The organism is Dyella nitratireducens (genome assembly GCF_014642835.1).
Lineage (GTDB): Bacteria > Pseudomonadota > Gammaproteobacteria > Xanthomonadales > Rhodanobacteraceae > Dyella_B > Dyella_B nitratireducens.
This window is the reverse complement of sequence record NZ_BMJA01000003.1, coordinates 43098-66292: the sequence shown is the minus strand read 5'-3', so window position 1 is coordinate 66292 and position 23195 is coordinate 43098. Positions and strand designations below refer to the sequence as shown.

Below are 23195 nucleotides of genomic sequence, written 5' to 3'. Positions count from 1 at the left end.
TTAAAAATTACATCGCAGGATGCGGGCGAAGTCGTTTGACGCGGAATCCGAAAGAACACGCTACAGGACATGTATGGTCATGAATGTTCATCAGGTTAGGTCCCAGGAAAACGCGCCGGCATCAGCGGCGCATCGTGAAGCCGACATCGCCATCATTGGCATGGCCTGCCGTTTTCCGGGTGCCGACAACTACGAGCAGTTCTGGGCCAACCTGCGCGATGGCCGGTCCAGCGTCAGCGAGATTCCAGCCGGCCGATGGGACAAGGACGCCTTCTATTCGGCGCAGGCACAGGACGAAAACAAATCCATCAGCAAATGGGGCGGTTTCATCGATGGCGTCGAACATTTCGACGCGGACTTCTTCGGTATTTCCGCACGCGAGGCGCGTGTCATGGATCCGCAGCAGCGGATCATGCTGGAGCAGGCCTGGGCCTGTCTGGAAGACGCCGGCTACGACCCGAGGGTGTTCAGCGGTAGCAATACCGGCGTCTATATCGGCGTGTTCAATTTCGATTACGAAGATCATCTGCGCCACGCGCTCGACGCTATCGAAGGACACGTTTCCACCGGCACGCACACCGCGCTCATCCCGAACCGCATTTCGTATTTCCTGAATCTGCATGGGCCGAGCATGCCCATCGATACCGCCTGTTCGAGTTCGCTGGTAGCGCTGCACAAGGCGGCGCACGCCATTCGCCGCGGCGAATGCGGCCACGCGCTGGTCGGCGGCGTGAGCGTACTGTGCAGCCCGACGCATTTCATCTCGTTTTCCAAGACCGGCATGCTGTCGCCGGACGGCAGTTGCAAGACCTTCGACGAGCGCGCCAATGGCTACGTGCGCGGCGAAGGTGCGGCGATGATCCTGATCAAGCCGCTCGACCATGCGATCCGCGACAACGACCGCATCCTGGCGGTATTGCGTGGTTCGGCCGTGAATCATGGTGGCCGCGCGCGAACAGTCACGTATCCCGGTTCAGCCGCGCAATCGAACGTGATCGCCGAGGCATTGCGCCAGGCGGACGTACCGGTCGGCAGCATCGGCTATGTCGAAGCGCACGGAACGGGCACGCCCAAGGGTGATCCCATCGAAGTGGAAGGCTTGAAAATGGCCTTCACCCGCGTCGCGGCCGCTCGCGGCGAGGCGTTGCAGGAACATGCGTGCGGTATCGCCAGCGTCAAGACCAACATCGGGCATCTGGAATCGGTGGCTGGCCTGGCGGGTTTGATCAAGACGATCCTGTGCATGAAGCATCAGGTCTTTCCGTCGCTGGTGCATTACCAGAAGCTCAATCCGCGCATCGCGCTGGAAGGCAGTCCGTTTTTCATCGTCGACAAGGCACAGCCGTGGCCGGCGAAACTCGACGAAAACGGGCGCCCCGTTCCGCGCCGCGCGGGCGTCAGTTCCTTTGGCTTCGGTGGCGTGAACTCGCACGTGATCGTCGAGGAATACATGACGCCTGAAGTCGAAGCGCCAGCCGATCACGCGCCGGCAATCATCGTGTTATCAGCCAAAACCATGCCGATACTGCGCGAACGCGCGCGGCAACTGCTGGCCGCGATCGCGTCGCCCGACGTTCGCCGTGCCGGCCTCGCCGACCTGGCATACACGCTGCAGATCGGGCGGCAGGCGATGGCGACGCGGCTTGCGCTGGTGGCCGATTCGTTCGAGACGCTGCCGCGCCGGTTGGAAAGCTGGCTGGCGTCGGCCACGCAAGATGATGCCTTGTGCGGCGAGCTTTCGACGGAAGCGCTGGCGGAATCCGCGGAATCTGCTGCATGGCTGCCATCGCATGACGATCCGCAAACCGTGGCCGCGAAATGGGTGGCAGGGCAGGCGATCGATTGGCGCGGTTTGCACACCTCGCCCAGGCGACGCGTGGCACTGCCGACGTATCCGTTCGCCAGGGAAAGACATTGGGTGGATGCGAAGCCGGCTGATTCAGCGGCATCGCTTATGGCCGTCCATCCACTCGTTCATCGCAACACCTCCAACGCGGCCGGACTGCGTTTCACCAGCCGCTTCAGCGGCAAGGAATTCTTCCTTGCCGATCACGTCGTGCAAGGGCGCGCCACGCTGCCGGCGGCCGCACAACTGGAAATGGCCTGTTTTGCGGCGACGCAGGCGACCTTGGCTGGCGGCTCCTGCCGGCTGAAGGACATCGTCTGGCTGCGACCCGTGGTGGCGGGGGGCGAAGCCAAAGACATCCACATCGCGCTGTTCCCGGAAGGGCAAGGCGAATTCAGCTTCGAGCTGTATGACGATGCGGATGGCGGCGAAGGTGCGGTATACAGCCAGGGTTCCGTCAGCATCGATGCGCATGCATCATCCCCCGCGACCTTGGATATCGCGGCGTTGAGCTTGGAATACGCGCCAACGCAACTGGGTGCGGACGCCTGTTACGCCATGCTTGATCGGATGGGCCTGGCCTACGGTGCAGGCCATCGTGGTTTGGGCGAACTGTTCGTCGGCCGCGACGGCGCGCTGGCGCGGCTGTCGTTGCCGGAGCGCTTGCAGTCGACGCGGCAGGACTACGCGCTTCATCCCAGCCTGCTCGATGCAGCGTTGCAGGCAGCGATCGTTTTTCATGCCCAGGGCGCGGACGATGGCACGTTGATGCTGCCCTTTGCGCTGCGCTCGCTGGAGGTGCTGGCCTCCTGTCCGGATGCGATGTGGGCGGTGATCCGCCGCAGCGCCGGCCATGCGGCGGAGCGTTCGTTACAGAAATTCGATATCGATTTATGTAACGAAACGGGATCGGTGTGCTTGCGCCTCAGCGAGTTCTGCATGCGCGCCGTCGCCCAAACGGACGCTACCGAGCCGGTGCGCACAGCGCTGTTCCAGTTCGACTGGACAACGCCATCGGCCGAAGCGGAGCACGCGCCGGAGTATGCACGGTACCTCGTCCTGCTCTGCGGTGGGCAGGACAATCTTCGTGCGATATCCGCCGACGTGCAGGCGGGTTTACCGCATGCGGCGTGCATCGAGATCAGCACGGGCGACGCGCTGGCGCAGCGCTACGAATCGGCTGCTGGCGTGTTGCTGGAGCAGATTCAATCCTTGAGCGCGCAGGCGGGCCGCCATCTGATCCAGGTCGTCGTGCCCAGCCATGGCATCGACCAGACCATGGCCGGCCTTGGCGGCATGCTGCGCACGGCGCAACAGGAAAATCCGCGCATCGTCGGCCAGGTGATCGGCGTCGAGGCCGGTCAAAACGTGGTGCAGGCATTGCTGGAGAATCGCGCCAATCCCGCCGCGCAGATCCGTTACGCCGGTGGCATGCGCCAGATGGGTCGCTGGAAGGAACTCCCGTCATCTTTCGATGCCGCACCGCTGTGGAAGGCGCACGGCACGTATCTCATTACTGGTGGCGCAGGCGGACTGGGTCTGATCTTTGCCCGTGAGATCGCGCGCCAGGCCAGCGGCGCAACGCTCATTCTCACCGGACGCTCGGCACTCACCGAAGCCACACGCGGCAAGCTCGACGAACTCGAAGCGCTCGGCACAAGACCGCACTACCGGCAGCTCGACGTGGGCGATCGCGATGCAGTGTTGCAGCTCGTGCGTGGCATGGCCGATGCGTTCGGCAGCCTGCACGGTGTGATCCATGCGGCGGGCGTGCTGCGTGACAGCCTGATCATCAACAAGACCCGCCAGCAATTGCACGACGTGCTGCACGCCAAGGTGGCTGGCACCTTGCATCTGGATGAAGCCACGCGCGACATGGCACTCGATTGCTTCGTATGTTTCGCGTCCACGTCCGGTGCGCTCGGCAATATTGGCCAGGCCGATTACGCGGCGGCGAATGCGTTCATGGATGCGTTTGCGCATCATCGCGCCGAACAGGTGGCGCAAGGCCTGCGCCACGGGCGCACGCTGTCGGTGGACTGGCCGCTGTGGGAGGAGGGCGGCATGCAGGTGGATGCCGCCACGCGCGAAGATATCGCACGGCGTACCGGTTTGCTGCCGCTGCGCACGGCCAGCGGTTGCGCGGCGCTGGCGAGCGCGCTGGCCAGCGGCCTGCCGCAGGTGATGGTGGCCGAGGGGGCCATCGAACGTTTCACATCCAGCCTGCTCAACACCAAAAAAATCGACGCCGCGCCAGCCAGGCCCGAACCGGCGGCAAGCGCGCCATCCAGCGAGCTGCAGGAGAAGGCCACACGCTATTTCGTCCGGCTGTTGTCCGGCACGCTCAAGCGTTCGCCGAACAGCATTGATGCGCGTGCGCCGATGGAAGCTTATGGCATCGATTCCATCCTCGTGATGGATCTGACGCGCACACTGGAACAGGTCTTCGGCACGCTCTCCAAGACGCTGCTGTTCGAATACCAGACCATTGCCGCACTGGCGGCGTACTTCGTGGAAAACCATCGTGAGCGCCTCGTTGCAGCACTTGGCGAAGCCGTGCACGACTCATCGAGCATGTCGCCACGCAACGACGACACTGCACCACCCGCCACGGCAGGCCTGCATCGACGTCCGCGCTTCGGGACACGCATGGAAACCGGCCTGCAGGGCGTGGCGAACCATCGCCAGGACGTTGGCGACATCGCCATCATCGGCGTCGCCGGGCGTTATCCGCAGGCCAACGATCTCGAACAGTTCTGGGTCAACCTGAGCCAGGGGCGCGACAGCATCACCGAAATTCCCGCCGAACGCTGGGATTACCGGCGCTACTTCGACGAAGACCGTAGCAAGCCCGGCAAGACGTATGGCAAATGGGGCGGCTTTATCGACGGTGTGGATCAGTTCGATCCGCTGTTCTTCAACATCTCGCCGCGCGAAGCGGAATTGATGGACCCGCAAGAGCGGTTGTTCCTGGAGTGCGTGCACGCCACGCTGGAAGACGCCGGCTACACGCGCGAGAACGTCGCCGAGGGTGGCGACGTGGGTGTCTTCGTCGGCGTGATGTACGAGGAATATCAGCTCTATGGCGCGCAGGAGCAAGCCCGGGGCAACAACCTTTCCATGCTCAACAGCGCGGCTTCGGTTGCCAATCGCATTTCCTATTTCTGCAATTTCCACGGTCCCAGCCTGGCGCTGGACACGATGTGCTCCTCGTCGCTGACGGCGATTCATCTGGCCTGCCAAAGCCTGCAGCACGGCGGTTGCGCGGTGGCGGTGGCCGGTGGCGTGAACGTGTCGATCCACCCGAACAAATACCTGATGCTGGCGCAGGGCCGGTTCATATCCGGCAAAGGGCGCTGCGAAAGTTTCGGCGAAGGCGGCGAAGGCTACGTACCGGGCGAGGGCGTCGGCGCCGTATTGCTAAAACCGCTTGCCCAGGCGCAGGCCGACGGCGATCACATCTATGGCGTGGTCAAGGCGACGGCCATCAATCATGGCGGCAAGACCAACGGTTACACCGTGCCCAGCCCGCATGCGCAGGCGAAGGTGATCGAACGCTCGCTGCGCGAGGCCGGCATCGACGCGCGTGCCATCAGCTACGTGGAAGCGCACGGCACCGGCACCAGCCTGGGCGATCCGATCGAGATTGCCGGTTTGTCCAAAGCCTTCCGCCACTGGACGCAAGACACACAGTTCTGCGCGATCGGTTCGGCCAAGTCGAATATCGGCCATTGTGAAAGCGCCGCCGGCATTGCTGGGGTCACCAAGGTGCTGCTGCAACTCAAGCACGGGCAGCTTGCGCCGAGCCTGCATTCGCACGTACTCAATCCGAACATCGATTTTGCGCAGACACCGTTCGTGGTGCAGCAGACATTATCGCCATGGCCGCGGCCGGTGCTTGACGTCGACGGTGTAAAACGCGAGTACCCGCGCATCGCCGGCATCTCCTCGTTCGGCGCCGGTGGCGCCAATGCGCACGTGGTGATCGAGGAATATCGCGAGTCTGCATCCGGCACGGCCGCGCTGGACGGTCCCGCGCTGATCGTGTTGTCCGCGCGGCAGGAAGACCGCCTGCGCGAGCAGGTACAGCGCCTGCTGGCCTTGCTCGATGCCGAAGGGGAACGGATCGTGTTGGCCGATCTCGCCTACACGCTGCAGTTCGGACGCGAGGCGATGGAAGAGCGGCTGGGCATCATCGCGCATTCGCTCGACCCACTGCGCGAAAAGCTTCGCGATTATCTCGCTGGCGAAGCAGTCATCGACGGGCTTTACAGGGGGCAGGTGAAGCGCAACAAGGAAGCGCTCACCGCGCTCAGCGGCGATGACGACCTGCCGGCCATCGTCGAAGCGTGGCTGGCCAAGGGCAAGCACGGCAAGCTGCTCGATCTGTGGACGAAGGGTGTGTCGTTCGATTGGCAGCGCCTGTATGCGGCGGGGCCGCGGCCGCGGCGCATCAGCCTTCCCACCTATCCGTTTTCGCGCGATCGTTATTGGATTGCGGTCAGCGAAACGGCGCGTGATGTGGGGATAGCGACGACCGTGCCGCATCCGCTGGTGCACCGGAACAGCTCCAACGTCGACGGGTTGCGTTTCAGTTCGCACTTCAGCGGCGAAGAATTTTTTCTCGCCGACCATGTTGTGCAGGGCCATCGGGTGCTGCCCGGCGTGGCGCAACTGGAGATGCTGCGCCATGCCGCAGAGCAGGCGTTCGATGCTGGCGAACCGCTGCGGTGGAAACACATGGCCTGGCTTCGTGCGATCCGCGTCGATGCCGGCGGCGTGAACCTGCACCTGGCGTTGAAGCCGCGTGATGATGGCGATCTCGATGCCGAGATCTATCGCCAGGATGACGATGGCGCGGTCATCGTCCACAGCCGTGGCGTGGTGGCTGTCCAGGCGGCAGCTGTCGCGACGACGTACGATCTGGCCGCACTGCGGAAGCAGTGTTCGGTGGCGCACGTCGAAGCGGCGGAATGCTACGCGCGTTTCGAATCCCTGGGGCTGCACTACGGTCCATCCTTCCGTGGCCTGGCCGAGGCGTTCATCGGCGATGGTGCATTGCTGGCGCGCATCGCCCTGCCGGCGTCAGCGCAAGTCACGCGCGACGACTACGCGCTGCATCCGAGCGTGATGGATGCAGCGTTGCAGGCGACGTTGCTGTTGAACTCGCAAGCATCGCTGAGGTTGCCGTTTGCCCTCGGCGGCATGGACGTGCTCGCGCCGTGCACCGCGAGCATGTGGGCTTTCATACGCAGCAGCGACGCTGGCGAGCAGCGCCTGGATATCGACCTGTGCGACGAAAGCGGTGCGGTATGCGTGCAGCTGCGGCAATTGGAGCTGCGCGCGGTGGGCATCCCGGCGCACGAAACGCTTCCCGCCATCGTGCCGGACGGCGAGACCTTGCTGATGCGCCCCATGTGGACGGCTGTTGCGCCTTCAGCCGCCGCGAATGCTGCGCCGGCTGCGCATCGCGTGCTGCTGTGTGGCTTGCCGAATATTCATGCTGCCGACGTCGGCGTGCGCGTGCCCGGCGCGATCGTCTCCACGATTGACGTCACGCCCGATCTTGCCGGCAGCTACGAAGCTGTTGCTGGCGCCTTGTTGGAGCAGCTCCAATCGCTCAGTTGTGAAACGGGGCAGGCTTTCATGCAGATCGCGGTGCCGGCCGAGGGCGAGGCGCAACTTTTCGCCGGCCTGCACGGCATGTTGCGTACGGCGCAACGCGAGCATCCGCGGTTGCGCGGGCAAGTGATCGACATTGAGCACGGCCAGGATGTGGCGCAGTTATTGCTCGACAACCGCGATGACGAAGCCGTCCGCGTGCGCTACGTCATGGGCTCGCGCTACGTAGCAGGCTGGGAAACCTTTGCGGCGCCGGCTGCAGCCGCAAGTCCGTGGAAAGCGCACGGCGTCTACCTGATCACCGGCGGGGCCGGTGGCCTGGGTCTGGTCTTTGCGCGCGACATCGCCACACAGGTACGCAACCCGGTGCTGATTCTGACCGGACGCACTCCGATGCATGCCGGCATTCAAGCGCACGTCCGCGAACTGGAAACACTGGGCGCGGTGGTTCGCTATCGCGCCGTGGACGTCAGCGACGCACAGGCGGTAACGGCATTGGTGCAGGGCATTCCCGAAGAATTCGAAAGCCTGGACGGCATCATCCACAGCGCCGGTGTGCTGCGCGACAGTTATCTCGCCAGAAAGACCCCCGCGCAATTGCACGAGGTGTTCAGCGCCAAGGTGCACGGCACGCTGCACCTGGACGAAGCCAGCCGCGGCATCGCGCTGGATGCTTTCATCGTGTTCTCGTCCATCGCCGGCGCCATCGGCAACGCCGGCCAGGCGGATTACGCGGCAGCCAACGCATTCATGGATGCGTTCGTGCATCGGCGCAACGCGCTGGCGGCGCAAGGACGCCGGCATGGCCGCACGTTGTCGGTGAACTGGCCCCTGTGGGAGGAAGGCGGCATGCAGGTGGATGCGCCAACGCGCACGATGCTGGCGCGGCAGTGGGGCATGCAGCCGTTGCGCACGGCCGATGGTCTGGCGGCGCTGTACGAGATCTGGGCCAGTGGCGAAACGCAGGCGATGGTGGTGGCGGGGGATGCTGAGCGGATTCGTGAGGCGCTCTTGCTTCCTCCCTTGCGTGTATTAGGGGAACATATTTTGCCTTCTGCTCCTGCAAGCAGGAGGGCGCGGGATGGGCTGAAGCAACAGCAACCTCGCGATGAGTTCAGATCGAACGGCAAGCCCACACAACCCCACCCCAACCCTCCCCTGCATGCAGGGGAGGGAGTCTTGGATCAGGTTAAGCAGACACTGATCGAACTCGTGTCCTCCCTGATCAAAGTCAAACCCGCAGACATCGACGGCGAAACCGCATTCAGCGAATACGGTTTCGATTCGGTCTCGCTGACGGAATTCGGCAACGCCATCAACCAGCGCTACAAACTGGAACTGCAGCCGACATTGTTCTTCGAATACCCGACGATCGACGGCCTGGCTGCTTACCTGGTGCGCGAGCACAGTGTCGCGTTCGAGGCGACCACGCCCGTGCAGCCTGCCGCGCACACGCAGGAACGCGCACGCGCACGTGGATGGAGCCGCAGCAGCAAGCCAGCGCCGGACATCACGGCCACGAGCGAACCCATCGCCATCATTGGCATGAGCGGTCAGTTCCCACAGGCACCTGACCTGGATGCGTTCTGGCGCAATCTGCTGGAAGGCCGCGATTGCATCAGCGAAATTCCAGCGTCGCGCTGGGACTGGCGCGCATGGCATGGCGATCCCGCGCGCGAGGCCAATCGCACGCACATCAAATGGGGCGGCTTTATCGACGGCGTGGATGAATTCGATCCACTGTTCTTCGGCATCTCGCCGAAAGAAGCGGAACTGATGGATCCGCAACAGCGCCTGATGATGATCTACATCTGGAAAGCGCTGGAAGATGCGGGCTATGCGGGTCCGGCGCTGGCCGGCAGCGATACGGCGATTTTCGTCGGTACCATGGGTACCGGCTACAGCAGCTTGATCGCACGTGCGATGACGGCGATCGAGGGCTATTCGTCAACCGGCGCGGTGGCCTCGGTGGGGCCGAACCGCATGAGTTATTTCCTTGATCTGCACGGGCCGAGCGAGCCGGTGGAAACCGCCTGCTCCAGTTCGCTGGTGGCATTGCGCCGTGGCGTTGCGGCGATCCAGGGCGGCGAATCGTCGATGGCGATCGTTGGCGGCGTAAACACCTTGATCACGCCCGATCTGCACATCAGTTTCACCAAGGCCGGCATGCTGAGCGAAGACGGCCGCTGCAAAACCTTCTCCGCCGACGCGAACGGCTACGTGCGCGGCGAAGGCGTGGCGATGCTGGTGCTGAAGAAACTCGCCGACGCCGAGCGCGACGGCGACCACATTTACGGCGTGGTGCGCGGCGTATCGGAAAACCATGGCGGCCGCGCGAACTCGCTGACCGCACCCAATCCAAATGCGCAGGCGGACGTCGTGCGGCGCGCCTACGCGCAGGCCGGCATCGATCCGCGCACGGTGAGCTATATCGAAGCACACGGCACCGGCACGCCGCTCGGCGATCCGGTGGAGATCAATGGCCTGAAAACCGCCTTCCAGGCGCTTTACGCCGCCACCGGCGACCAAGTCGTGCCGGCGCCGCACTGCGGCCTGGGCTCGGTGAAAACCAACATCGGCCATCTGGAATTGGCGGCTGGCGTCGCGGGCGTGGTGAAAGTGCTGTTGCAGATGAAGCACCGCACACTGGTGAAGAGCCTGCATGGCGAACGGATCAATCCGTATATCCAGTTGGATAGCAGCCCGTTCTACGTCGTGAACGAAACACGCGAATGGCTGCCCTTTCGCGACGCGCACGGCGAAGCGCTGCCGCGTCGCGCGGGCGTGAGTTCGTTCGGCTTCGGCGGCGTCAATGCGCACGTCGTGCTGGAGGAATACGTCGCCCCGGCCGCAGCCGCACCATCAGAAAAGCGGGTGGCGTTCGTACTCTCCGCGCGCAACGAGGAACGCTTGCGCGAGCAGGCGCGCCAATGGATCGACTTTCTCGACACGCCGGCAGCGCGCGACCTCACGCTGGACGACATCGCCTACACCTTGCAGGTGGGTCGCGAAGGCATGGAGGAGCGGCTTGGCGTCAGCGTGCGCACACACGAAGCACTGCGCGATCTGCTGACGCGCTTCGTGGCTGGCGATGCCGACGTCGCCGGTTTGCATCGCGGACAGGCGCGCCGCGAAAAGCTTGCCGCATCGTCCGTGCGCGACGATGCGGACGCCACATTGCGCGACGAGGCCGCACAAGGACAATGGACGCGCATCCTTGCGCAGTGGGTGGATGGCCGCCGCGTGGATTGGGCGGCGCTGCACGGCGAACGCAGGCCGCGCCGTGTCAGCCTGCCGACCTATCCGTTTGCGCAGGAGCGCTATTGGATCGAGGCCGGCGGTGCCAATCTGCCGGCGGCATCCAACGTCGCCACGCTGCATCCCTTGCTGCATCGGAATACGTCGAACCTGCTTGGCCCACGTTTCAGCAGCCGTTTCGACGGCCGCGAATTCGTGTTCGCCGACCACGTCGTACGCGATAAGCGCGTGCTGCCGGGCGTGGCACAGCTGGAAATGGCGCGCGCCGCGGCAAGCGCCGTGCTGGATGCGACCTCGCCGCTGCATCTGCAAGACATCGTGTGGGAACGCCCGGTGCTGACCAGCGAGCAAGGCGTGCAACTGCACGTATCGCTGCGCGTGGACGGACGCGGCGACATTGCCTACGAACTGCATGCGGACCCTGTGGACGGCGAGATCGCTGTCTACAGCCGTGGCGTGGTGACGGAAACGCTCGCATCGTCCGAACCTGCGATGCACGACTTGCTTGCGCTGCGCGAACAATGCACGCGAGCTCATTGGAACGCCGCCGCGTGCTACGACACGTTCGATCGTCTGGGGCTGCACTATGGCGCGGGCTTCCAGGGTCTGCTGGCCCTGTTCGCGGGTGACGGCATGGCGCTCGCGCAGATCGCGTTGCCGGCGTCGCAACGAGCGGACAGCGATCGCTACGTACTGCATCCCAGTTTGCTCGATGCCGCGTGGCAGGCAGCGATCGGCCTGGACATCGGCGCGGGACGCGAGCCTGCATTGATGCTGCCGTTCGCGCTGCAACGCCTGGACGTGCTGGCGCCCTGCACGGATCAGGCATGGGTGGTGGTGCGCAGCAACGGCACGCACAGCGACGCGGTGCGCATCGTGGACATCGACGTGTGCAACGAGCAGGGCAGGGTGTGCCTGCGCTTCCGGCAGCTTGGCATGCGCGTATTGGATCATGCGCCAGCCGGCGATCGCGTTCGCATGGCCGATGATGTACCCGTGCTCGACGCGCCACTTGCAGCGGAAACCGACGTTGCAGACGACATGCACGAACGCGCCATCCGCCATTTCGTGCGCTTCCTGTCCGCCACCTTGAAAACCCCGGCGCACAAGATCCAACCGCAGGCGCAACTGGAAGCCTACGGCATCGATTCCATCATGGTGCTGGAACTGACGCGCGCTCTCGAACGGCAATTCGGCCCGTTGCCGAAGACGCTGTTCTTCGAATATCAGACCCTAGCCGCGCTGAGCGGCTATTTCGTGCAGCACCATCGCGAAACGATGAGGGCCCTGCTGGGCGAACCGCGTGCCATCGCCGAAGCCGCCGCGACGCCATCTGCGCAAAAAACGGCACACGCGCCATCCGCGCTTGCCATGCAGGCGCGTTACGCAACACCGGTTCGTCGCCACGATGCGAACGATGATCTGGGCGATATCGCGATCATCGGCCTGGCCGGCCGCTACCCGCAGGCGATGGACCTTGAGCAGTTCTGGAACAACCTGAGCCAGGGGCGCGACAGCATCACGGAGATTCCGCCGGAGCGCTGGAACCACGCCCGTTATTTCGACGAGGAACACGGCAAGCCGGGCAAGTGCTACGGCAAGTGGGGCGGTTTCATCGACGGCGTGGACCGGTTCGATCCGTTGTTCTTCAACATCTCGCCGCGCGAAGCGGAATTGATGGACCCGCAGGAGCGTCTGTTCCTGGAGTGCGTGCATGCCACGCTGGAGGATGCCGGCTATACGCGCGAGAACGTCGCCGAGCATGGCGACGTCGGCGTGTTCGTCGGCGTGATGTACGAGGAATACCGAATGTTCGCCGCGCAAGAGCAGGCGCTCGGCCGGCCTATCGCCGTGCCGGGAAGTCCCGCGTCCATCGCCAACCGCGTTTCGTATTTCTACAACTTCCACGGCCCCAGCCTGATGCTGGACACGATGTGCTCCTCGTCGCTGACGGCCATTCACCTGGCCTGCCAGGCGCTGCGCCAAGGCGGCTGTTTGGTGGCGATCGCCGGTGGCGTGAACGTGTCGGTGCATCCCAACAAATACCTGATGCTGGCGCAGGGCCGGTTCATTTCCGGCAAAGGGCGCTGCGAAAGTTTCGGCGAAGGCGGCGAAGGCTATGTGCCGGGCGAGGGTGTCGGCGCGGTGTTGCTAAAACCACTCGTGCAGGCGCAGGCCGATGGCGATCACATCTATGGCGTGGTCAAGGCGACGGCCATCAATCACGGTGGCAAGACCAACGGTTTCACCGTACCCAATCCGCATGCGCAAGCGAAGGTGATCGAGCGCGCGCTGCGTGACGCGCGCATCGACGCACGCGCGGTGAGCTACATCGAGGCGCACGGCACCGGTACCAGCCTGGGCGATCCGATCGAGATCGCCGGCTTGTCCAAAGCCTTCCGCCACTGGACGCAAGACACGCAGTTCTGCGCCATCGGTTCGGCCAAGTCGAACATCGGTCATTGCGAAAGTGCCGCCGGCATTGCTGGCGTCACCAAGGTGCTGCTGCAACTCAAGCACGGACAGCTTGCACCCAGCCTGCATTCGGAGGTGCTCAATCCGAACATCGATTTTGCGCAGACGCCGTTCGTGGTGCAGCAGACGCTTTCGCCATGGCAGCGGCCAGTGCTGGAGCAAGATGGCGTCAGGCGCGAATGCCCACGGCTTGCCGGCGTTTCCTCATTCGGCGCGGGTGGCGCCAATGCGCACGTGGTGATTGAGGAATATCGCGCGCCGATCGAAGCCGCGCATGCGTGGCACGGGCCTGCGCTGGTGGTGCTTTCCGCGCGCACGGCCGATCGCCTGCTGGAACATGCGAAGCGGCTTTTGACCGCGCTCGACACGGATGTGGAGCCTGTGCTGCACGATCTCGCCTATACGCTGCAGGTCGGCCGCGAAGCGATGGACGAGCGCCTCGGTTTGTTGGTGCACTCGCTGGATGAACTGCGCGAAAAACTGGCCGCCTATGTGGCCGGCCACACGGCAATCGACGGTTTGTATCACGGGCAGGTCAGACTAGAGCAGGACACGCTGCTGAATCTCGCCGGCGACGACGGCCTCGATGCGATGATCGATACCTGGATCGCGAAACGGCAGTTCGGCAGGCTGCTGGAGCTGTGGGTCAACGGGCTGTCGTTGGATTGGCGCCGCCTGTATGCAACAGGACGCCACCCGCGCCGGATCAGCCTGCCGACTTATCCGTTTGCACGCGAGCGCTACTGGATGCCCATCGGCCCGGCGGTGACGGTGGGCGCGGGCGTCATGCATCCGCTCCTGCATCGCAATACCTCCACCTTTGCCGCGCAGCGTTTCAGTTCGCACTTCACGGGCGAGGACTATTTCCTCGCTGACCATCGCGTGCACGGTGCACTCGTGCTGCCCGCCGCCGTGCAACTGGAAATGGCGCGCCGCGCCGTCGAGGTGTCCATCGGCGAAGCGGTTGCCCTGCGCCTGCATGACGTGGCGTGGCTGCGCCCGGCGATGGCAGGCGACGGCGGTATCGACGTGCATCTCCGCCTGACGCCGCAGGACGATGAGGTGGTCGCATTCGAACTGCATGGCGCAGATGAAGACACCGTCTACAGCCGTGGCAGCGCGACGCTTGTCGCACACGCTGCGACACCAGGCGTTCACGACCTCAGCCGGCTGCGGGCGCAATGCGATGTGGAACGACTGGATGCGCGGCAATGCTATGCCTTGTTCGAGCGCATGGGGCTGCACTATGGCGCGACATTCCAGGGCGTGCAGGCATTGCTGGTCGGCCACGGCGAAGTGCTCGCCCACATCGCCATACCTGCTGCGCTACAGGATGCACAGCACGACTACGCCTTGCATCCCGTTTTGCTCGATGCGGCGCTGCAAGCGGCGCTCGGCATCGTGCAAGGCGACGCCTCGCGTGCAGACACGTTGTGGGTGCCCGCTAGCCTGGGTGTGCTGGACGTGCTGGCCACGTGTCCCGCCACGGCGTGGGCGTGGGTGCGCCAGCTTGAATCGCCTGACAGTGCGGCGCGGCAATTCGATATCGATGTATGCGACGGCGCCGGCAAGCTTTGCGCGCGCATCGAGCGGCTGGTCTTGCACGCATCGACCGCGCGCCACCTGACCGCATCGCTCGACCGGATGTTATTGGCTGCGCCGGTATGGAAAGCGTTGCCTGCGAACGCGGCGCAAGCGCATGACATCACGCAGCATCTGGTGCTGTTGTGCGACCAGACTGCGGCCAGTGCAGAAAACGTGCAGGCGCGATTGCCGAAGGCGGATTGCGCAAGCTTCGCCGGCGCCGATCTCGCGGACGGCTACGCCGACGCAGCACGCCATCTGTTGCAGAAGTTGCCCGTCCTGGGGCGCGAAGCCGGCCGTCATCTCGTGCAGGTGGCCGTGCCAAACGGCGGCGCTGGTCAGGTTTACGCAGGACTGGCCGGCATGCTGCGCACGGCGCAGTTGGAATATCCGCACATCGTCTGGCAAGTGATCGGCGTAGCGCCGAACCAGGACGTAGCGCAAGCCGTGTTGGACAACCTGCATGCGCCGGCCTCGCACATTCGCTACGCACAAGGCGAGCGGCAAGTCGCGGGGTGGGAAGCACTGCCCGCATCACACGGCGCGCCGAAGCCATGGCGGGACGGCGGCGTGTATCTGATTACTGGCGGTGCCGGTGGTCTTGGCTTGATCTTCGCGCACGACATCCTCAGCCAGGCGCACGGCACAACGCTGATTCTCACCGGGCGCTCGCAGCCGGACGAATCGATGCGCGCGGCATTCGCCGAGCTGGAAACACTCGGCGCAACCGTGCGCTATTGGGTACTGGACGTGGGCGAGCGCGACGCCGTGCATGCGGCGCTGCGCGACATCGTGACGGAATTCGGCGCGCTGCACGGCATCCTGCACAGTGCGGGCGTGCTGCGCGACAGCTTCCTCATGAAGAAGACGCCGGACGAACTGGCCGCCGTGCTGCGCGCGAAAGTCGACGGCACGCTGCATCTGGATGAAGCAAGCCGCGACCTGCCGCTGGATGTCTTCGTGATGTTCTCGTCCATCGCCGGCGCGGTCGGCAACGTCGGCCAGGCCGACTATGCGGCGGCCAACGCGTTCATGGATGCGTTCGCCCAGCATCGCCACGAACTTGTCGGGCAAGGCGCGCGGCACGGACGCACGCTGTCGATCAACTGGCCGCTGTGGGAAGCGGGCGGCATGCAAGTGGACGACGCCACGCGGCGTTATTTGTTACAGCAGTGGGGCATGACGCCGCTGCGCGCGACCAACGGTTGCATGGCGCTGGCCAACGCACTGGCGTTTGGACGGCCGCAGGTGCTGGTTGCCGAAGGCGAGCGTGAGCGGTTGCAAGCCGCCCTGCTTGGCGAGGTTGCCGCCATGGTGGATGCGCCCTCTTCGCAGCCCACAACGGAGCCCGTGGTGGATGACGGGCATGAGCGCACGCTGCGCTATCTGCGGCGCTTGCTGTCTTCCACGCTCAAGCTGCCGCCGCAAGATATCGATGCGAACGCGCGGCTGGAGGCATATGGCATCGACTCGGTGATGGTGATGGACCTCACCACGCAACTGGAGAAAGTGTTCGGCGCGCTGCCGAAGACCTTGTTCTTCGAACACCAAACCATCGCTTCGCTCAGCGGCTATTTCGTGGAGCGGCATCGGGACGCATTGATTGCATTGCTGGGCGACGCACCGGTTGTGCCGCCCGTTGCGGCGGCACCCGCGGCGTCGGCGCGAGTGGCGGCCATCAGTCCGCTTCGCTCGCGTTTTGCGTCACGCAGCGAACAAGCGATGGGCGACATCGCAATCGTCGGTCTGGCTGGGCGATACCCACAAGCCAACGATCTCAAGCAGTTCTGGCGCAATCTCAGCCAAGGGAAGGACAGCATCACCGAGATTCCGGTGGAGCGCTGGGATCATGCGCGCTACTTCGACGAAGACCGCAACAAGCCCGGCAAGACGTATGGCAAATGGGGCGGCTTCATCGACGGCGTGGATTGGTTCGATCCGTTGTTCTTCAACATTTCGCCGCGCGAAGCGGAACTCATGGACCCGCAGGAGCGGCTGTTCCTGGAGTGCGTGCACGCCACGCTGGAAGACGCCGGCTACACGCGCGAGAACGTTGCCGAGGATGGCGAGGTGGGCGTGTTCGTTGGCGTGATGTACGAGGAATACCAGCTCTACGGTGCGCAAGAACAGGAGCGCGGGCGCGACGTGGCGTTGCAGGGCAGTCCCGCGTCGATCGCCAACCGCATCTCTTACTTCTGCAATTTCAACGGCCCCAGCCTGGCGCTGGACACGATGTGCTCCTCATCGCTGACGGCGATCCATCTTGCATGCCGCGCCCTGCAGCGCGGCGATTGTTCGGCGGCGCTTGCCGGCGGCGTGAACGTGTCGGTGCATCCGAACAAATACCTGATGCTGGCACAGGGCAAGTTCATTTCCGGCAAGGGACGTTGCGAGAGTTTCGGCGAAGGCGGCGAAGGCTACGTGCCGGGCGAGGGCGTCGGCGCGGTGTTGCTAAAACCGCTCGCGCAGGCGCAGGCCGATGGCGATCACATCTATGGCGTGATCAAAGGCACCTCGATCAATCACGGTGGCCGCACCAACGGCTACACCGTGCCGAATCCGAACGCGCAGGCGAAGGTGATCGAGCGCGCGCTGCGCGAAGCGCACGTGGATGCGCGTGCGTTGAGCTACGTGGAAGCGCACGGCACCGGCACCAGCCTGGGCGATCCGATCGAGATCGCCGGCTTGTCCAAAGCCTTCCGTCACTGGACGCAAGACACGCAGTTCTGCGCGATCGGTTCGGCCAAGTCGAACATCGGTCATTGCGAAAGCGCGGCCGGCATTGCCGGCGTCACGAAAGTGTTGCTGCAACTCAGGCACGGGCAGCTCGCGCCGAGCCTGCACTCGCGCGTGCTCAATCCGAACATCGATTTCGCGCAGACACCGTTCGTGGTGCAGCAGACGTTGTCGCCATGGCCGCGACCGGTGCTGAATATCGATGGCGTCAACCGCGAATACCCGCGCCTTGCGGGTATTTCGTCGTTCGGCGCGGGCGGCGCCAACGCGCACGTCGTGATCGGAGAATATCGCGATTTGCGCGCGGTGCCCGCATGGAACGGGCCGGCGATCGTGCTGCTGTCCGCGCGTCACGCCGACCGCCTGCACGAACAGGTGCAGCAGTTGCTTGCAGCCATCACGGACGATGACGCCATCGTGCTGCACGATCTGGCGTACACGCTGCAGGTCGGCCGCGAGGCAATGGACGAGCGGCTGGCGTTGCTAGTGACCTCGCTGGACGAACTGCGCGAAAAGCTGGGCGCGTATGCGGCGGGTGATGCCGCCATCGAAGGCGTGTATCGCGGCCAGGTGAAGCAGAACAAGGATGCATTGTCGGCATTGGCCGGCGACGACGATATCGACGCGGCGGTTTCCGCCTGGATCGCCAAGGGCAAGTTCGAAAAATTGCTGAGCTTGTGGGTGAAAGGGCTCACCTTCGATTGGCGGCGCCTGTATGGCGCCGAGCACCCGCGCCGCATCAGCCTGCCCACGTATCCCTTTGCCCGCGAGCGTCATTGGATCACGTTGAGCACTGCGCCGATGCAGTTTGCGCGCAGCGAACCGGCACCCGCCGTGCGCGAAAGCGCAGCTGTGAAGCCCGCCAGCCCACCCATCGAAACCCTGCTGTTTCTGCCTTCCTGGACAGCGCAACCGGCGCTAAGCCGCGGCGACGCGGGCAGCTCGTTCGCCGATCATCGCGTGCTGTTGTGCAGTGGCGATGCCGCCGAGGTCGAACGCGTGCAAGCGCGCATGCCAGGCGTCACTTGCGTTGCGCTCGCTGCGGACGATGATCCCGCCCAGTGCTACGTAGCGGCGGCGGCCACCTTGCTTGAGCACCTGCAAGCGCTAGCGAGCCAGCGCGGCAAGCAACGGTTGCAAGTGGTGGTGCCGGGCGAGGGCATGGCGCGCACGCTCGCCGGATTGAGCGGCATGCTGCGCACGGCGCAACAGGAAAACCCGCGCCTGGTCGGGCAGGTCATCTGTGTGGAGCCTGGGCAAGACATCGCGCAGGCCTTGTTGGAGCAGCACGGCAGCGATGCGCCGCTCGTGCGTTACGTCAATGGCGAACGCCAGGTTGGCGCGTGGGCCGAATGGCAAGCGTCGTCCGACGTGCCATCACCCTGGAAGGCGCACGGCGTGTACCTGATCACCGGCGGCGCGGGCGGACTGGGTTTGATTTTTGCGCGCGACATTGCACGGCAAGCACGCAATCCGGTGTTGGTACTGACGGGCCGCTCGCCGTTGAACGAGGCGATCCAGGCGAACCTGCGGCAATTGGAAACGCTCGGCGCCGTGGTGCGCTATCACGCGGTGGACGTCACCGATTCCGCCGCGTTGACGTCGCTGGTGCAGAGCATTCCAGAGGAATTCGAAAGCCTGGACGGCATCATCCACAGTGCGGGCGTGTTGCGCGACAGCTTCATCATCCGCAAGACCCGGCAGCAGTTGCATGACGTGCTGGCCGCCAAGGTGGCCGGCACGTTGAATCTCGATCGGGCCAGCCGCGACATCGCGCTCGATGTCTTCATCTGTTTTTCGTCGATGGCGGGTGCGGTGGGAAACATCGGGCAGGCCGACTACGCGGCGGCGAATGGTTTCATGGATGCCTTTGCGCATCATCGCGCCGAGCTGGTTGCATGCGGGCAGCGGCATGGCCGCACGCTGTCGATCAACTGGCCGTTGTGGGACGAAGGCGGCATGCAGGTGGATGCGTCCACGCGTGCGATGGTGGCGCAGCAATGGGGTGTGCATGCGCTGGCCACGGACAGCGGGGTGCTTGCGCTGCGGCAGGTACTGGCGAGCGGAGTGAATCAGGCCCTGGTGGTGGCGGGGAATGCGGTGCGGATTCGCGACGTGTTGCTGAGTGGTGCCGCCGTTGCATCCGTGCCGCGTCTTCACCACGGCGCAGGCCGGGATGACGGTGAGGCAGCACCCAACTTGGTGGGCTCGGTAAAGCAGACACTGATCGAACTTGTCTCCACGCTGATCAAGGTCAAGCCCGAAGACATCGACGGCGGCACCGTGCTCAGCGAATACGGTTTCGATTCCGTCACGCTCACCGAATTCTGCAATGCCATCAATGATCGCTATCGGCTCGAGCTGAAGCCGACGATCTTCTTCGAATACCCGACCGTAGCCGGCCTGGCCGGCTATCTGGAGAGGGAACACCAGGACGCGGTGACACCGCACATGGCGGCAACGAACGGCGATGTGGCGGCATCGCCAAAACGCTGGGTCCCGGCGTCCGCCGCCGCGGCGAGCGTGAGCGTTTCTCCGAAGCTCGATGAGCCCGAGCCGATCGCCATCATCGGCATGAGCGGGCAGTTTCCGCAGGCGCGCGATCTGGATGCGTTCTGGCGCAACCTGCGCGACGGCCGGGACTGCATCAGCGAGGTTCTGCCCGAACGCTGGGATTGGCATGCGCTGTACGGCGATCCGTCGCGGGAGGAGAACAAGACCCGCATCAAATGGGGCGGCTTCATCGATGGCGTCGACGAGTTCGACCCGATGTTCTTCAGCATCTCGCCCAAGGAAGCGCAGATGATGGATCCGCAGCAGCGCCTGATGATGATCCACGTATGGAAGGCGCTGGAAGATGCCGGCTATGCCGCCTCGACGCTGGCTGGCAGCGACACGGCCATCTATGTCGGCACCGGTGCGCCCGGCTACGGCACGCTGCTTCATCGCGCGAACTTATGGGGGCAGGCCTATTCCTCGACCGGTGGCGTACCTTCGGTCGGCCCCAACCGCATCAGCTATCTGCTCGACTGGCACGGCCCGAGCGAGCCGGTGGAAACGGCATGTTCCAGTTCACTGGTGGCATTGCGGCGTGGCGTGATGGCTATCCAGAACGGCGACGCCAAGATCGCCATCGTCGGTGGCGTGAATACCATCCTGACGCCCGAGGCGCATATCAGCCTGGATAAATCCGGCATGTTGTGCGAGGACGGCCGCTGCAAGACGTTCTCCAGCGAGGCCAACGGCTACGTGCGCGGCGAAGGCGTCGCGATGCTGGTGCTGAAGAAGCTGTCGGAGGCCGAGCGCGATGGCGATCCCATCCATGGCCTTGTTCGCGGAGTTGCCGAGAACCACGGCGGCCGCGCCAATTCGCTGACCGCGCCCAATCCCAAGGCGCAGGCCGCCGTGGTGATGAAAGCGCACCGCGAAGCCCGCATCGATCCGCACACCGTCACGTACATCGAAACGCACGGCACCGGCACGCCGCTGGGTGATCCGATCGAAATCAACGGACTGAAGGCGGCATTCGACGCGTTATACGCGGATGCGGGCGAAACGGCCGCGGCGCTGCCGCATTGCGGCCTGGGCTCGGTGAAAACCAATGTCGGCCATCTCGAATTGGCCGCCGGCATCGCGGGTGTGGTCAAGGTACTGCTGCAGATGAAGCACCGGACCTTGGTGAAGAGCCTGCACAGCGAAAAGCTCAATCCGTACATCGAACTGGATGGCAGTCCGTTCTACGTGGTGCAGCAAGCGCGCGAGTGGACGGCCATGCGCGATGCGCAAGGCCACGCGCTGCCGCGCCGCGCGGGCGTGAGTTCGTTCGGCTTCGGCGGCGTGAACGCACATGTCGTGCTGGAGGAATACGTTCCGCCGGCACGGACCGCGCCGCGCACGAACGGGCCTTCCGCGGTCGTGCTGTCGGCACGGCATGAAGCGCGCCTGCGGGAACAGGTACAGGCGCTGCTCGCATTCCTTGATGCGCAGCCTGACGTCGCATTGGACGAACTGGCGTATACGTTGCAGGTCGGACGCGAAGCGATGGAAGAGCGGCTCGGCTTCGTGGCCGGCTCGCTGGCCGAAACGCGCGAGTCGTTGAAGCGTTTCCTTGCGGGTGACAGCCGCGGTCTTCATCGCGGACAAGTTCGCCGCCAGAAGGATGTGCCGGCCATGTCCGTTGCGAAGGGTGCTTTCGGCAAGGGAGCAGAGCAGGGCGACCTGCACGCGTGGCTGGATGCGTGGGTAAAGGGTGATGGCATCGATTGGCGTGCGCTCCACGGCACCTTCCCGCCGCGTCGCATCAGCTTGCCGACCTATCCTTTCGCACGCGAGCGTCATGGACTTTCCATCGCACAACCCGAGGCGCCTGTGGCGGCGGTGTCTTCGCCGTGCCTGCATCCTTTGCTTCATCGCAATACGTCCGACCTGTCCACGCAACGCTTCAGCAGCCACTTCCATGGCAGCGAGTTCTTCCTGGCCGATCACAACGTGGCAGGCATGCGCATATTGCCGGGCGTAGCGCAGTTGGAAATGGCGCTCGCGGCCGCGCGGTTGTCGACGCATGCGCATCACGGACTGTCCTTGCGCAAGGTGACCTGGGCGAGGCCGGTCGTGGTGACCGAAGCGGGTTTGGACGTGCATGTGGCGTTGCGCACTGAAACGGGTGGCGCGATCCGCTACGACATCTACAGCGACATCGGCGATGAACTATCGCCGTATGGGCAGGGCAGCGTGTTGACAGCACCGAACGATGCGCAGGCCGACGCCATCCGCCACGATGTGGCTGCATGGCGCGAGCAATGCAGTGCGGCGCATGCCGATGCCGCACAATGCTATGCCATCTTCGAAAAGAACGGCCTGCGTTACGGGCCGGCCTTCCGCACCCTGGACGAACTGTTCATCGGCAAGGATCAGGTGTTGGCGCGTATCACCTTGCCGGCTTCGGTCGCCGGCTCGCTCGATGACTACGTGCTGCATCCAAGCCTGCTCGATGCAGCCCTGCAGGCGCCGCTCGGCCTGCAATTGGCATCGCCCGAAACGCTGATGCTGATGCTGCCGTTCGCACTCGAAGCGCTGGAAGTGCGCGCGCCTTGCGCCCGCCAGATGTGGGCGATCGTGCGCTACAGCGATGGTACGTCCGCCACGGACGCGGTACGCAAGCTCGATATTGATCTGTGCGATGCGGATGGCCTGGTCTGCGTCCGCTTCCGGCAATTCAGCTTCCGCGCCTTGGATCCCGATGCGACGCGCGGCATGAACACACACCGGAATGGCGCCACCATGATCGAGAGGGAACGTGTCGCTGCCGAGCATGCCGGTGCAACGGCAAGCCATGCGCTGCGCGAAAAAAGCATCCGGCAGTTCAAGCAGCTGATCGGCAAGAGCATCGGCCTTGCGCCGGACGCGATCGACGAAACCATCGGTTTCGACGAGTACGGCATCGATTCGTTCCTGGTGATGGAGTTGACCAATGCGCTGGCCGAGGTGTTCGGCGCGGACAGCATCAGCACCACGCTGTTGTTCGAATATCAGACGATCGAAAGTCTGGCTGGGTATTTCATGCAGAGCCAGCCGGAAGCCTTGATGCGGTGGACGGGGCTGGATGCCGTCACCCAGGCGGAGGCGTCCCCACAACCCGTTGCGCCGGCAAGGCCATTGGCTTCCAGCGCGGACC

At 64.3% G+C, this 23195-nt stretch carries 1 protein-coding gene (only partly in view); it reads left to right on the top strand.

The window, feature by feature from the left end; all coding sequences use genetic code 11:
- Positions 1-79 precede the first annotated feature (79 nt).
- Positions 80-23195: the 5' portion of a non-ribosomal peptide synthetase gene (locus IEX75_RS16665; RefSeq protein ID WP_188795839.1), read on the top strand. 12683 nt of this gene lie beyond the right edge of the window; only the first 23116 of its 35799 coding nucleotides appear in the window; its start codon is at positions 80-82; the stop codon falls past the right edge of the window.